The sequence below is a fragment of the Neisseria sp. HMSC074B07 genome, from assembly GCF_001810355.1.
In the GTDB taxonomy this organism is placed as follows: domain Bacteria; phylum Pseudomonadota; class Gammaproteobacteria; order Burkholderiales; family Neisseriaceae; genus Neisseria.
This window is the reverse complement of the sequence record NZ_KV800928.1, coordinates 27012-40540: the sequence shown is the minus strand read 5'-3', so window position 1 is coordinate 40540 and position 13529 is coordinate 27012. Positions and strand designations below refer to the sequence as shown.

Sequence of the window (13529 nt, the reverse complement as noted above, 5' to 3'; positions counted from 1 at the left end):
CGGTATCTTTTGCGGTATCTGAAAAATACCTCGAAAAAATACCGTAAAAATGAAGCTGAACGACCGCCAAATCAAAAACGCCAAGCCTGCCGAAAAACCGTTTAAGCTGAATGACGGCAAGGGCTTGTATCTGTATATCAATACAAGCGGCGGGAAGTTATGGCGGTTTGATTTTTCGCATAACGGCAAACGGAAAACGCTTTCAATCGGCAAATATCCAACCGTATCACTGGTAGAAGCCCGGCAAGCCGCCGAAAACGCCCGCCGCTTGCTTGTATCGGGGCAAGACCCCAGCGAAGCCAAGCAACAGGAAAAACGCGAACGGCAAGCCGCCGCCCTAAATACCTTTGAAGCCATCGCCCGCCGCTGGCATTCTGACAACCTGATCCGCTGGAAAGAAAACCACGCCGCCCGCGTGTTGAGATATTTTGAAACCGACGTTTTCCCCGTTATTGGCGCAATGTCGATACAGGAAATAAGGGTAAGCGATATTAAAGTGGTTCTTGACGGCGTAATGGCGCGGGGCGTGAACAATACCGCCGAAAAAATCAGGGAATGGACGGGCGCGATATTTGACTATGCCGTCATGCTTGAGATTGTGGAAACCAACCCCGCCTATTCATTGCGGAAATACATCCCCGCCAAGCAGACCGACCATCGCCCCGCCCTGCCCCGTGAAGAACTGACCGAATTTTTCCGCCGCCTGATACTGGCAGAGATTGAGCCGCAAAACAGAATAGCCCTGATTTTGAATATGCTGACCTTTTTACGAAGCACGGAACTAAGGGGCGGGCAATGGAATGAAATAGACTTTGACGCGGCAGTATGGACAGTTCCCGCCCAGCGTATGAAGCACGAGAAGACCGCACCGAAACCGCCCCATGCCGTCCCGCTGGCTGACTGGACGCTTGAACTTTTGGCAGAACTGAAAGAAATCACGGGCAATACCCCGTTTCTATTTCCAAGCCGCACCAAGACGGACGGTGTTATTAGCGACGCAACCATAGGTCGTATCATTGAGCGCATGGGCTATAAAGGCAGAGTAACCCCGCACGGTTTCCGCTCCCTTGCCAGCAGCGTTTTGAATGAACAAGGCTTCAACCCTGACGCGATAGAACGGCAGCTTGCCCATATCGAAAACAACAAAATCCGCGCCGCCTACAACCGCGCCGATTATCTGAATGAGCGCAAAGAGTTTATGCAATGGTATAGCGACTTTTTGCGGGAACGGTATAACCAAGCATTGAGATTGATTCAAGATGGCGAGACGGATTAAAAAATCCCTATGCGCGTGAGTAAATATAGTGGTTACACTGGTTACCACAAAATTTAACAAATATAACTATATGAATATAAATATAAATACAAAGAAAAAGCGGTAACCAGTTAACGTAAATTTACTGGTTACCAACTGGTTACCACTGGTTACCAATATTTGTATTTATGCAGGAGATCGTAAAAATGGCATGGCGAGCATATTACACCTTAAAAGATGCAGCTAATGAATTAAGTAAACAGCTTAATGATAGCTTTGAAGTTAATGATATTATCCATTATGGGGCTATCGGATTAACTGAATTTTGCATACAAGCATCTACAATGAGATTTTTTAAAAGGAGCTTGGCAGAACGTTATTTCCCAAATATTGATAATCCCTTAATTATTGAATGTTATTTATTTAATGGATATTTCGCACCAATTCACAGCACCACAATGCAAGAAATTGAAATTAAGCAATCAGCTAAAGTTTGTGTATTCCCATATCTATTAGACATTAATGGGGAGCATATTGAGGCAAGCCTAGAGAGATTGCAGCATCTTGGCATTAATCCGGCTTTTGAAAACTATACTGTAAGAATCCCTAAACTAGCTTCTGAAACAAAACTGATAGAATGTAAAACACCACAGGAAGTAATTGATGTAAAAAATGAAAATTACGGCCAAATAGCAGGGTTACCATACATTACAGACTTGAAAACCGAAGGCTGGTTTTTTCAATACATTCCAAATGAGGCATTAGCCGATTTTACTAACGTAGAAGACTATCGGTTTCGACCTAGATGCCCAGATAGAGATTTTTTAGAAAGTAATAAATGGAGTATAACGGTTACTACTGATACCTTACGCCTTACAAGTAAGAGTTTTAATGAGCTAAAAGAAGTATTGAGCGAAAAAATGAAGATACAAAAATCTATCAGCAAACGCACTGAAAATAAACAAGCTGAAATTATTGCGGCACTTTCCGCTATCTATACAAAAACTGATTGTAGTAAACCATATGAGGCAGCAGAAACTATTATCCAAGAGTGGGAAAGACAAGCTGATAAACTAGGCAAGCCCCCTACTGGAGACACATTAGCAAAATATATTAAGCAAGGTATCGACCGTCTTTCACAATAACCTAATTAGGTTTTATGCAATCCTATATAGGACAAGCCGCCCACAGAGGCGGCTATATTTTTGCCTGTCATACAACCCCGACTAAGAAAGGCAAAGCATATGAATACCGTATTAAGAGTAAACGATACTGCCCGCGTTATGGGTGTTTCACGGGCGACTATTTGGAATTGGGCAAACCCTAAGAGCCGCCATCACCGCCCTGATTTTCCTAAGCCTATCAAACTTTCCGAAAATATTACCGGCTGGCTTTCCAGTGAGATTGAAGAGTATCTCGGCAAACTGGCAGCCAAACGCGAAGAGCAGGCAAATTAATTTATCAGGCGCAAAACAAATGCCGCCTGAAAGGACATTCAGACGGCGGAAAGGATTATTAAGCATGAGCAGCTATTCTACCAACGGCAAGGCAAAAACGCCAAGTCAAAGAGAGCGCGTTTTATCCCGATTGAAACAGGGTAGCGTTACATCATGGGAGCTTTCCCAAATGGGTATATTAGGCTACAACACGCGCATTATGGAGCTTCGCAGGGCGGGGCATGACATCGTTACCGTGATGGAAGAAGTAACCAACCAATTTGGCGAAACCGTGAAACGCGGTCGGTTCGTATTAATCAATTAAATCAGGAGCTTTACTATGAACATCGAATATACAAAGACAACTTTTGAGACCCGTCAAAAGTTACTGAAAGAAGCAGAGGACAAATGCAGCGAACTGACCGCCCAAATTGAAGCGGCAGAAGCGGGCGTTACAGAAGCGCAGGCGGTTATCAATGAATTTGCGGGGCTGCGAAACAGACGCAAAGGCATATTTGCCAATCTGTTGAAAATGGGCAAACCCACAAACAGCGAAGAAGCCAAAGGGCTTGATTCAGAGATTGCCGCCAAACGCGAAGAGGCAGACCGCGCCACCGATATGCTGGAAGCGCAAAAAGAACTGTTGGAAAGCCTTTTTGATGAACGCCGCCAGCATCTGAACCGCATTTCAGAGCTTCGCAATTTATTGTCCGTTTCCCGATATGAGCTGTTTATCGCCGATATAGAAGAAACCCACTTACCCGAATATTTGGAGGCTGCCCAAGCCTATGCCAAAGCCGCCGCGAAATTGGTGGGAATCGGTAAAGCCGCCGTTGAGATGAAAACGAAGCTACAAGAAAACGGTTTGCGGGCTGATTGCCCGTCCTATGGGCAATCCCTGCCAAATCGAATCATTGATTTACGTTTGCCTGGCTTCTTCAACATGATGGACGGCACAGGCGGGGAAGAAAACGCTATTTTCGACATCTTGGAAGACATGGAGAAAGAAAAAGAAGCGGCTTTGGACAATTTGAAATAGCAACACTCAAACAGCCGCCCAAAGGCAGAAAAATTGCTATTGGGCGGCGTTCTGAAAGGATTAAGGACATGACCCCCAAACAAGAACAGTTTGCCCGTCTGTATGTGGAAACGGGCAATGCGAGCGAAGCATACCGGCAAGCCTACAACACCGACAACATGAAGCCCGAAACGGTAACGAATGAAGCCTATAAACTGCTTCAAGACCCCGATATTTCCGCGATGGTGGACGGCTTAAAGGAAGAAGCGCGGCAACGACACGCGGTAACGGTGGGCGACCTGTTGCACGAATTGGAACAGGCGCGGGCGGCGGCACTGGCAGCCCCTACCCCGCAAAGCAGCGCGGCGGTATCGGCAACGATGGGTAAGGCGAAAATGCTGGGCTTATTGGTGGATAAGGCGGAAATCAAGGCAGAAGCGGAAATCAGCCAAGTGAAACAGGAAGAGCGCAAATGCCCGCTAAGTCAGGAAGAAATGCAGCAAGTCATGAACGCTTTTTTCAATAAGCCATACAGTGAAATTACGCTTGAAGACATCATCGGAACCGCTGGAGAAGATACAGAGCGCATCGGGTATGTAATAACCATGATTATCGTGGGTAAAAAATTTTAGCCGCTTGATGCAAAAATCATTTGACAAATCGAGCCTTGAGAATCAGAATCTAAGTTCTCTCTCAAATACAGTTAGCCCAAATCAGCAGGGTAAACGCTGATTTTTTATCGCCAAAATTCTTTTACAGGCGTTTGCAATGTTATTAAACGTTAGCATTTCAGACGACCTATCACGAGTTATGGCGGTGTGTGGTAACGGTAACGTCCACGCCTGACTAACTGCAGGAGAGAGCACCGCCCCCTTATTTGGGCTTCTCAAATCTCAAACAGTTAGGAGCATTTCAAATGCAATCTTCAAATTCTATCCAAATCCAAGACGTTCAATACCCATCAGAACAGGGCTTTTGCGCCGTCGTCCACGAACCGACCGCGTATTTAGCCGATATTGACGTTCATTCATGCACCGCCCGCCGTTTGGGCATCTATCCATCACACGCCGCCGCCGTTGCCGCCTGCCGGTCGTTTATTGCTTCGCTTTCAGACGACCTCAAGGCATGGGCTGCTTTCAGCGTAACGACAGCCGAACAAATCCGCTAAATCCCTGAAAAACACCCGCCTTTATGCCGCCCGTTTTGGACGGCATGGGGCAAACTTCGCCCTAGTATTTTTATAAGTATTTGATTTTTCAATGCTTGATAATTTTGGTGCGCTGGGGCATGGAGGATATGAAACCATGAAACCGATTGACAAAAACGACCGTTTCCGCCGCTATTTCAACCGCGCTTTGCTGGTGTTTGGGGTGTTGTTGATGGCTTTGGCAATCCGAGCCTGTAACCAGCCCGCCCATGCAGAGACGGATCAGGCAATACAGACAACGCCGACCATATGGGAGACCGACCCGATGGCAGGGGTGGTTTTAGAACCTGTAACAGGGGAGATGGAACAATGAAACCGACCTATCAAGACATCAAAGCCGCCGCGCAATACCGCTGGCAGGAAATTCACGCCGCCATCGGCATAGACCAGCGATACTTGAAAAACAAACACCAGCCTTGCCCCGCGTGTGGGGGTAAAGACCGTTTCAGATACGACGACAAGGACGGTAGCGGCACATTTATTTGCAGCCATTACAACAACGGCGCGGGCGACGGTTTCGGCTTGGTAATGCATTACCTGAATTGCGGTTTTGACGAAGCATTGCACGCCGTAGCGGGCGTGTTGAACATGGGCGGTGCAAACCCCTTACCGATACCGCCCACACGCCCACAGACGCAACCACGCCCCGAAAAAGACCACATCGGCAAACTTGCCGCGTTGTGGAACGGGGCAGAGCCGATAACCGCCGATTCCCCCGCCGTGCAGTATCTAAAATCGCGCGGTTTGGGCATGGCGCAATTACCTGAAAACATCCGTTATTTGAGAGAGGCGGATTATTGGACTAGGGGCGAAGATGCGCCGCTTTTAATCGGTCGTTTCCCCTGTATGGTTTGCGCCATCCGCGATACGGTCGGCGAGCTTCAGGGCTTGCACATGACCTATTTTCAGACGACCTATGACAAGCCATACGGAGAGAACGGACAACACACCCCGCATTATCAGAAGCTGGCAATCAAACACCCTGAAACGGGCGAAGCCCTACCCGCCAAGAAAATGCAGAGCCGCAAACAGGGCGGTATTTCAGGGCTGGCGGTTCACTTGTTCCCCATCCCTGAAAACGGACGGCTTGTCATCGCAGAAGGCATAGAAACCGCCCTTGCCGCCCGCGAATTGTTCCAAGCCCATGACTGGGGCTTATCCGCCGCTTTGAGCGCAAACAGCATGGCGAAATACCGACTTTCAGACGACCTAAAGGAAATCGTGATTATTGCCGATAACGACACGCCGCGACCCGTAGGTTTCAAAGCCGCGCATGATTTGGCAGTCCGATCCATCAAACAGGGCATCAAGGCGCGCATATGGCAGAGCGACACACTGGGCTATGACGCATTGGACGAACTGAAAGAAGCAAAAAGGTCGTCTGAAGCCCAATCAGACGACCCTATCCAACAAAACAGAGGTGATACACCATGAAAACAAACGCAATTATAGACGCTAAAGCCATTGAAGACTACAACATCAACGACATCGAACCATACCGCCCGCGCCCCCGCTTCGATACCGACCATCGGGGCGTATGGTGGATAAACGTCAGGACAGGCAAGGACGGCGAAGCCATCGAAGCAGAGCCGCTATTGCTTTCCGACCCCATCGACATCATCGGCACGGGGCAGGACAACGACGGCGCGTATTATCGGATTATCAAGTTTAAAGACAAAATCACACGCCAACAAAAGACCGCCGCCCTACCACAAGCAGAAATCGGCACAGTTCAAGGCTGGCAGCGTTTGCAGAATTTCGGCCTAGTCATCATGAGCGGGCGGGCAAAAAGGGAAAGACTGGCAGACTATTTGCAGAAAGAGGGAAGCCCGATAGCCTTTACCATTACCGACCACGCCGGTTGGAACGGGGAAGCCTACATACTGGCAGGCGGGGAAACCGTTAACGCAGACGGCACAAACATTCTATACAACGGAGACACCAGCCAAAAAGACGGTTACACAGAAAAAGGCAGCCTCAAGGAATGGCAGGAGCAGGCCGCGCGATACGCAGAGAAGAATAGCCGCCTATGCCTTGCTTTAGGTTTAAGCATGGCCGCGCCATTCTTGGCACTTTTGAACGAAGAGGGTGGCGGTTTCCATTTGGCGGGCGATTCCTCAAAAGGCAAAACAACCGCCGCGCGGCTTGCCTTGAGCGTATGGGGAGACCCTGAAACCACTAAAGGAAATTGGGATACTACCCCGCTTGGCTTGCAGAATTTAGCTTTAGCCCGCAATGATGGCTTGCTAGTGTTAGATGAAATCGGGCAATCAGCCGACCCGCGAAAAATCCCGCAAATGGTTTACAGCGTTATCAACGGCGTATCAAAAACACAAGGGGCGAAAGATGGCGGCAACCGTAGGCAGAAAACATGGCGCAATCTGATACTTTCGACCGGCGAAATAAACCCAGAGAGCCTGATAGGAGACCGCGCCCAATGGAAAGCGGGTAATCATGTTAGATTGCCTGACATACAGGCAGAGGCAAGATATGGCATTTACGACACGTTACACGGCTTCGCAGATGGCGCGAAACTGTCGGAGCATATCAACCAAGCCACAGCCAAGCAGCGAGGAACAGCAGGCCGCGCCCTTATCCGCCAAATCCTCAAAGACGGAAAAGAAGCCGCCGCCCAAGCCGTAGAAGCCAGCCGCGACCGATTCCTTGAGACCTTGCCACCAATGGAGGGACAGGCGCGAAGAATTGCCCGCCGCTTCGCCCTTTTGGCCGCCGTCTTGGAATATGCCGCCCCTATTACCGGCATGAGACAAGGAGCAGGAGAAGCAGGAGTAAGGCAGTGTTTCAATGAATGGCTTGAAGAAAACGGCACAGGAAACCGCGAGGATCGCCGTATCATTGAGCAAGTAATCGCCTTTATGGACGTTAACGCCCTATCTATGCGCTTTTCAGACTGGAACGCCCAAAACACAAACCAAAATCACGCAGGTTATCGGAAACAAGAGGGAAGCATAGATGAATATTGGATAATCCCCTTTACCTTTGAAAATGAAGTCTGTAAAGGATATGGCCTGCGTAAAGTGTGTGAAGTCCTACATAATCACGAATGGTTAAAAAAAGCCGATAACGGCAGATGGCAACACCAGCGCAAACGCAATGGCAGTGCAAGCCGATTCTATGTTTTGATGGGAGAAGCCCCGCCCGACTTTGACGAATAACCAAGAGCAAGCCCGCTATTACAGACAATGGCGGGCTTTTTTACGTCCAAACATTCAGGCAGACCAACCAAGAAAGCATAAAATCAACAGGAAGCCCCTAAATTTCAAAAATTAGGACTGTTTGACCCTTTCCTTATACCAACCTTGTGTATCGAAATAAATATTGACTTTAACCTTAGGTCAAAGTTTATAGTTTGTGCTCCTTCAGTTATCACATAGGCGAAAAACATGAAAAAACTTATGACTTTTATCACACTTAGCGCTGTTGCAATTTCAAATTATGCCCAAGCTAATGAACAACCTCATCAAGCACACATGAATATGTCAATGTCGACAGATTCTGCAATGCAACAAGAATTAATGCAAGGTATGAATCAAATGAATCAAGACATGATGGCAGCTGCGCAATATAAAGATCCTGATGTTGCTTTTGCAGCAGGTATGTTGCCACACCATATTGGCGCAGTAAAAATGGCGGAAGTTGAATTAAAATACGGAAAGGATCCTGAGATGCGTAAGCTTGCTGAGGATATTATTAACGCACAACAAGCGGAAATTGAACAAATGCAAAAATGGCTTAAAGCACACAACAAAAAAAAGTAAGCCGTAGCCTGCATCCCCGCTAACCGCGTTCGTGGCTGCGCCACACACCCCACCTGAGGGTGGTACAAACTTTAAAACCAAGGTGTAGCAACTGTATTTTTCACCCCGTCGGGCAAAATACAGTTGCTACCCAATCAATGAAACACGCTTACAGCGCAATTTTAGCCTATTTACGCCATATCTACCCAAAAGGCAGGCAGTGGAATAAATAATTTCGACACCAATACGCGCGCGCGTAATAATGCAGTCCCTGAATTTTGCGAGTCCATAAAAAGGAAAGAAGACCAAGACACGCGAAAAGATAAAACCATATGCGCGAGACAAATATAGTGGTTACCGTGGTTACCACAAAACTTAACATTTATAACTATATGAATATCAATATAAAAACAAAGAAAAAACGGTAACTACCTACATTAATTTAACAGGTTACCGAGTGGTTACCAGTGGTTACCCTCTTATTTTCATGTACTTACACCCCAAATCAAATAGCGGTAACCAGCGGTAACCATGTAAAGATATTTAAGTGGTTACCGTGAAAGTACCGATTCATAGGGCTTTAGCAGCTTGGTAACACGGGTAACCACGGTAACCACTACTTTTTTATATATATACGTTTTTTTGTGTGGGCGCATGACTGACAGAGCCGATACAAACAAAAGCCGCCTGAAAGGCAATATTGGACGGCTGGAAGAAAAGGGCAAACGCAGCCCACAAGACGGCGCGTGATTACTGGTGTTACAATCCGACCATATTTCACAGCTTGGCAGAAATACCACAAAACGCCCCTGAAAAATTTTGACTTTGACAAATTTACGGTATTTTTTACGGTATTTTTGAATATAATAAAAATTTAATTAAATAAAAACAATATATTATATATTTAGTTTGAGTCTCTCCGTCACACTATAAAATCTAACCGCTTTCGAGCGGTTATTTTTTCGTCTTTTCTTGGCTGATAATTTGTAAATTGTCCAAAGAAGAGCGGTATTGCCAATGTTGATTGTCGGTAATGGTTTGGTAGACACGGTTTATCGGTGCATCGAATATGGTTGTTTTGCTGAGTCGGCGTGTTTTGGGGAGCATTAAGCCGATGAGCTGGCAGGACAAGCAAGCTGATGGGAAGTATAGTGGCTTAACTAAATCAGGACAAGGCGATGAAACCGCAAGACAGTACAGACAGTACAGAAACCGATTCACTTGGTGCTTCAGCACCTTAGAGAATGTCTCTTTGAGCCAAGGCGAGGCAACGCCGTACTGGTTTAAAGTTAATCCACTATAAAACCGAATAAATCAGTATCTTCATTTCTACACCTGTTTGATGGAAAAGGTCGTCTGAAAAACGTTGGAGCGAGATTCGTTCTACCCGTTTTCAGACGACCTTTTTTGTTTTTACCGCTTTGGCATCGATATCCTGAGCCGTTTAATTGATTTCAGGCTGCGGGACTTTGTGTTGGACGGCGTAAACGGCGGCTTGGACGCGGCTGCTGAGGTTGAGTTTGCGCAGCAGGTTCTGGACGTGGACTTTGACGGTGGATTCTGCCAAGTCCAAATGGCGGGCGATGACTTTGTTGCTGTGTCCGGCGGCGAGGTAGCCGAGGATTTCGAGTTCGCGCGGGGTGAGGGTGGAGAGTGCCTGGTCGGTGCGCGGTGCGGACGGGGAAATCAGGGATTGGACGAGGCGGGTGGTCATTTCGGGAGAGAAGACGTTGTCGCCGTCCACGGCTTTGCGAATGCTGTCGAGCAGGAAGTCGGCGTTGATGTTTTTCAGCAAAAAGCCGCGCGCGCCGATGCGCATGCATTCGGTCAGGTCGTCGCTGTCTTCGGAAACGGTCAGCATGATGACGGTTTGGTTTGGGTTGACGCCCAAAATTTGTGCCAGTGCTTCGCGACCGTTCATAACGGGCATGTCAAGGTCGAGTAAGACGACGTCGGGTTTGAGCTGTTCCGCCATTTTGACGCCGGACAAACCGTCGGCGGCTTCTCCGATGACTTCGAAGTCGCTTTGACGGGAGAGCAGGGCTTTGATGCCGCTGCGGAAGAGTGTGTGGTCGTCAATGAGGATGATTTTAATAGTCATGGGTCGTTCTCTTGTGTTGCGGTAAGGTTAAGGTAACGGTTGTGCCTTGTTCGGGCTGGGATTGGATGTCTAGGTTGGCATTGATGCGGCGGGCGCGTTCTTGCATGATGCCGAGTCCGACATGTTCGCCGGAGAGTTTGTGCAGGTGTTGCAGGTTAAAGCCGATACCGTCGTCTTCGATGCTCAGGGTAAAGTTTTGTTGGTTGAGCATGCTGATTTTGACGTGTTGGGCTTTGGCGTGTTTGCGGATGTTGGACAGGCTTTCTTGCAGGATGAAGATGATTTGCAGCTGTTCGTCATCGTTTAATGTGCGGCCGTCGTCCTGCCATACTGTTTCTACATTGATTTTGGTTTGGCGTTTAAACCTGGACAGCAGGGTGGTTACGGCTTCCGGGAAGTCTTTGTTGCTGATTTTGGTTCGGAAATTCAGCAGGAGTTCGCGCACGTCTTCGTAGCATTCTTGCACGCCGTCTTTGATGAAGCGGATGTTTTCTTCGGCTTGTTCTTTCTGGTCGGCATGGAACGCGCTTTCCAGCATTTGAACTTGAAGATTGAGGAAGGTCAATGCTTGGGCGATGCTGTCGTGCAAACCTTGGGCAATCAGGTTGCGCTCTTGGAGTACGGCAAGCAGGCGCCGCTCTTGTTCGAGACGGCTGCTGGCGATGGATACACCTAATTGACCGCATAATGTACGCAGGAGTTCGTTGTCGTTGTCGTTAAGTGTGGGGTCGTCTGAAAAATATAGGGTCAGGATGCCGAGTTCTTCTTCTTGATAGGTGATGGGGAAAACGACGGTATGTTTGAATAGGGGTGTTTCTTCTTCAGGTTGGGTTTGTTCGGTATCTGAATCTCTGTCTTCGGCTTCAGACAGTCCGATAGAGGCAATAAGATTTGTGTTTTTACGGTCGTTGTCTAAAAGGCGGATGCTGCCTGCGCTTGCGGAAACGGCAGGCAGGGTCCGTGCGAGGAATTCTTCTGCCGCTTCGCGCGGGGTTAGGGTTTGGTGCAGGTCGCGCGTGGTTTGGTAGAGCAGGGTCAGGTCACGGTTTTGACGGGCGAGGTCTTGGGTTTGTCTGGCGACTTGTCCTTCCAAATCGGTATAGAGGACTTTCAGACGACTGCTCATTTGATTGAAGCCTTTGCTGACTTGCGCAAACTCTTGAATCTGTTCGGTATCGATTTGTACACCGAATCGGCCTTGGCTGATGGTTTCCACGCCGTCGCGCAGGGTTTCAAGCGGACGGATAATCCAAGCGTAGTGCCATACGATCATTAAACCTGCGGCGACAAAAATCATCAGCATCATCGCCATTTGGAAACGGCGCAGCCATAAGGTGTTTTTTTCGTTGGCGTTTTCCAATGCCTGTAAGAACAATTCGATATTGCCAGCAAAGCGGTAGAGTTCGATCTGCGTCGGTCTGCGGTAACGTTTCAGCGCGGGTTGGATGTTTGATTTCCAGTCGATTAAGAGCATGGATTGGATCAGACCATATGCCGGCGGTGTTTCCGAAGGCATCAGGGGGTAGATGGCATCGCTTTGGGTGATGCGCAGGAGTGTTCCTTCAAATTCGCGCAATTGGTTGTCGATTTGCGCTTGCGGGGTGCGTTCGCTTGCCATGTAAGCCAAACGGTAAACCTGCATTCTCAAGCTTGCGGCATCATCAATGACGGTGGCTGCGTTTTCCAGCCTCAGCGATAAAATCAGGGTCAGGATGACGGACAATAAAGCCGAACCAACCCATAAGACAGTCAGCAGTTTTAATCGTGAGGACAGGCTCAGGCCGCCTGAAAATAGGGTTCGTAAGCTCATGGAATAAAGGAAGGGCGTTTTGTTGCCAAATGTTATAAACATATCATCCTTTAGGCGGGGAAACAACCTGTCCGAAGGGGAATTTGGTGCGAATGAGGCGATATGCGCTTTAATGTAAAATCGTGTTATGATAAAATTCACTTTATATGAATTTTATCGCGGGCAACCGTCTTTTCAGACGACCTGGGATGATGTGCCGATTTCGCAGGGAATCGGTAGGAACATAACATCTACGAATTAAAAACATAAGAATCAGCCGATTAACAGTATGGGCACACAAAACCAGCGACTTCACAAAGGACTACCAAAATGAAAACCTTCGCATTGATATTGGCCGGCGGGCAGGGAGAGCGAATGGGAGGGACGGATAAAGGATTAGTATTGTGGCGTGACAAACCTTTGATTGATCATGTTATTGAAGCGTTGCGTCCACAAGTTGAACACATTGCTATCAGCGCCAACCGGAATTTGGAAGAATATGCTCGCCGTAGTGCGCATATTTTTGCCGATTCGCGCCAATGGCAGCATTTGGGACCGCTGGCGGCTCTGTGTACGGCTGCCAATGATTTGCAGATTGCGGCGGCGGATTGGCTGCTGGTGGTGCCGTGCAATATGCCTGCGCTGCCGTCTGATTTGGTGGCGAAATTTGAAACGGTTTCCAAGCGCACGCCTTTGTGCAATGCGTTTTATGTGGAAACACCGGTCACGCCGCATTACAACGTAATGTATATCCGTCCGCAAATCCTGCAAAGCACCGTCCCGTATTTGTATTCAGGGATGAAAACCTTGAGCGGCTGGCTGCATCAGCAACGGGCGAGATCGGTGCATTTTGGTTCGGAACATGTTTTTTTCAGCTGCAATACGCAGGAAGATTTACGGGGGCCGCTTTAAGCTTTAAGCATTACACTTCGGTTTTTATAGTGGATTAACTTTAAACCAGTACG

14 protein-coding genes are annotated in these 13529 nt (G+C 48.0%); 12 read left to right on the top strand and 2 right to left on the bottom strand.

Annotated features, from left to right (window positions below):
• Window positions 1–49 precede the first annotated feature (49 nt).
• The 11 genes from HMPREF2726_RS05815 to HMPREF2726_RS05765 all read left to right on the top strand — a co-directional run bounded on the left by HMPREF2726_RS05815 (window position 50) and on the right by HMPREF2726_RS05765 (window position 8695).
• Window positions 50–1276 carry a tyrosine-type recombinase/integrase gene (locus HMPREF2726_RS05815; RefSeq protein ID WP_070602589.1) on the top strand — a complete coding sequence of 409 codons (1227 nt, stop codon included), beginning with the start codon at window positions 50–52 and terminating at the stop codon, window positions 1274–1276.
• A 185-nt stretch (window positions 1277–1461) separates the two neighbouring features.
• Window positions 1462–2400 (top strand): hypothetical protein, encoded by a 939-nt coding sequence (locus HMPREF2726_RS05810; protein WP_148132478.1) that lies wholly within the window; start codon window positions 1462–1464, stop codon window positions 2398–2400.
• A gap of 99 nt (window positions 2401–2499) precedes the next feature.
• Window positions 2500–2712, top strand: coding sequence for a helix-turn-helix transcriptional regulator (locus HMPREF2726_RS05805; protein WP_070602585.1), 213 nt, complete (start codon window positions 2500–2502; stop codon window positions 2710–2712).
• A gap of 64 nt (window positions 2713–2776) precedes the next feature.
• Window positions 2777–3016 carry a helix-turn-helix domain-containing protein gene (locus HMPREF2726_RS05800; RefSeq protein WP_070602583.1) on the top strand — a complete coding sequence of 80 codons (240 nt, stop codon included), beginning with the start codon at window positions 2777–2779 and terminating at the stop codon, window positions 3014–3016.
• A gap of 15 nt (window positions 3017–3031) precedes the next feature.
• Complete coding sequence (locus tag HMPREF2726_RS05795; RefSeq protein ID WP_070602581.1) at window positions 3032–3730, top strand: hypothetical protein; 699 nt, start codon at window positions 3032–3034, stop codon at window positions 3728–3730.
• Between the two features lie 68 nt (window positions 3731–3798).
• On the top strand, window positions 3799–4341 hold the full coding sequence (locus HMPREF2726_RS05790; RefSeq protein WP_070602579.1) for a terminase small subunit: 543 nt from the start codon (window positions 3799–3801) through the stop codon (window positions 4339–4341).
• A 284-nt stretch (window positions 4342–4625) separates the two neighbouring features.
• The gene (locus tag HMPREF2726_RS05785; RefSeq protein ID WP_070602577.1) at window positions 4626–4877 is read left to right on the top strand and encodes a hypothetical protein; all 252 of its coding nucleotides are present in this window, start codon (window positions 4626–4628) and stop codon (window positions 4875–4877) included.
• Window positions 4878–5013: 136 nt separating this feature from the next.
• Entirely contained in the window at window positions 5014–5229 is a 216-nt protein-coding gene (locus HMPREF2726_RS05780; RefSeq protein WP_070602575.1) for a PTS sugar transporter subunit IID, read from the top strand.
• On the top strand, window positions 5226–6350 hold the full coding sequence (locus HMPREF2726_RS05775; protein WP_070602573.1) for a DUF7146 domain-containing protein: 1125 nt from the start codon (window positions 5226–5228) through the stop codon (window positions 6348–6350). Before HMPREF2726_RS05780 ends, HMPREF2726_RS05775 begins: the two co-directional genes overlap by 4 nt.
• The gene (locus HMPREF2726_RS05770; RefSeq protein ID WP_094113228.1) at window positions 6347–8092 is read left to right on the top strand and encodes a DUF927 domain-containing protein; all 1746 of its coding nucleotides are present in this window, start codon (window positions 6347–6349) and stop codon (window positions 8090–8092) included. The genes HMPREF2726_RS05775 and HMPREF2726_RS05770 overlap by 4 nt, the downstream gene beginning before the upstream one ends.
• A gap of 228 nt (window positions 8093–8320) precedes the next feature.
• Window positions 8321–8695: a CopM family metallochaperone gene (locus HMPREF2726_RS05765; protein WP_070321036.1), complete on the top strand. Its 375-nt coding sequence runs from the start codon at window positions 8321–8323 to the stop codon at window positions 8693–8695.
• Window positions 8696–10118: 1423 nt separating this feature from the next.
• Here the strand turns inward: HMPREF2726_RS05765 and HMPREF2726_RS05760 are convergent.
• Both HMPREF2726_RS05760 and HMPREF2726_RS05755 read right to left on the bottom strand, forming a co-directional pair.
• Window positions 10119–10775 (bottom strand): response regulator, encoded by a 657-nt coding sequence (locus HMPREF2726_RS05760; RefSeq protein WP_003760231.1) that lies wholly within the window; start codon window positions 10773–10775, stop codon window positions 10119–10121.
• Window positions 10765–12585: a histidine kinase gene (locus HMPREF2726_RS05755; RefSeq protein ID WP_039863021.1), complete on the bottom strand. Its 1821-nt coding sequence runs from the start codon at window positions 12583–12585 to the stop codon at window positions 10765–10767. Before HMPREF2726_RS05755 ends, HMPREF2726_RS05760 begins: the two co-directional genes overlap by 11 nt.
• A 309-nt stretch (window positions 12586–12894) precedes the next feature.
• Here HMPREF2726_RS05755 and HMPREF2726_RS05750 point away from each other — a divergent pair, with 309 nt between their 5' ends.
• Window positions 12895–13476 (top strand): molybdenum cofactor guanylyltransferase, encoded by a 582-nt coding sequence (locus HMPREF2726_RS05750; protein ID WP_070602571.1) that lies wholly within the window; start codon window positions 12895–12897, stop codon window positions 13474–13476.
• Window positions 13477–13529: the final 53 nt, after the last annotated feature.

Bases quoted from the DNA above. Each gene is read 5' to 3' on its own strand.
- HMPREF2726_RS05750 (WP_070602571.1), top strand. From the start codon at position 12,895: ATGAAAACCTTCGCATTGATATTGGCCGGCGGGCAGGGAGAGCGAATG.
- HMPREF2726_RS05755 (WP_039863021.1), bottom strand. From the start codon at position 12,585: ATGAGCTTACGAACCCTATTTTCAGGCGGCCTGAGCCTGTCCTCACGA.
- HMPREF2726_RS05765 (WP_070321036.1), top strand. From the start codon at position 8,321: ATGAAAAAACTTATGACTTTTATCACACTTAGCGCTGTTGCAATTTCA.
- HMPREF2726_RS05770 (WP_094113228.1), top strand. From the start codon at position 6,347: ATGAAAACAAACGCAATTATAGACGCTAAAGCCATTGAAGACTACAAC.
- HMPREF2726_RS05760 (WP_003760231.1), bottom strand. From the start codon at position 10,775: ATGACTATTAAAATCATCCTCATTGACGACCACACACTCTTCCGCAGC.
- HMPREF2726_RS05785 (WP_070602577.1), top strand. From the start codon at position 4,626: ATGCAATCTTCAAATTCTATCCAAATCCAAGACGTTCAATACCCATCA.
- HMPREF2726_RS05810 (WP_148132478.1), top strand. From the start codon at position 1,462: ATGGCATGGCGAGCATATTACACCTTAAAAGATGCAGCTAATGAATTA.
- HMPREF2726_RS05805 (WP_070602585.1), top strand. From the start codon at position 2,500: ATGAATACCGTATTAAGAGTAAACGATACTGCCCGCGTTATGGGTGTT.
- HMPREF2726_RS05780 (WP_070602575.1), top strand. From the start codon at position 5,014: ATGAAACCGATTGACAAAAACGACCGTTTCCGCCGCTATTTCAACCGC.
- HMPREF2726_RS05775 (WP_070602573.1), top strand. From the start codon at position 5,226: ATGAAACCGACCTATCAAGACATCAAAGCCGCCGCGCAATACCGCTGG.
- HMPREF2726_RS05795 (WP_070602581.1), top strand. From the start codon at position 3,032: ATGAACATCGAATATACAAAGACAACTTTTGAGACCCGTCAAAAGTTA.
- HMPREF2726_RS05790 (WP_070602579.1), top strand. From the start codon at position 3,799: ATGACCCCCAAACAAGAACAGTTTGCCCGTCTGTATGTGGAAACGGGC.
- HMPREF2726_RS05800 (WP_070602583.1), top strand. From the start codon at position 2,777: ATGAGCAGCTATTCTACCAACGGCAAGGCAAAAACGCCAAGTCAAAGA.
- HMPREF2726_RS05815 (WP_070602589.1), top strand. From the start codon at position 50: ATGAAGCTGAACGACCGCCAAATCAAAAACGCCAAGCCTGCCGAAAAA.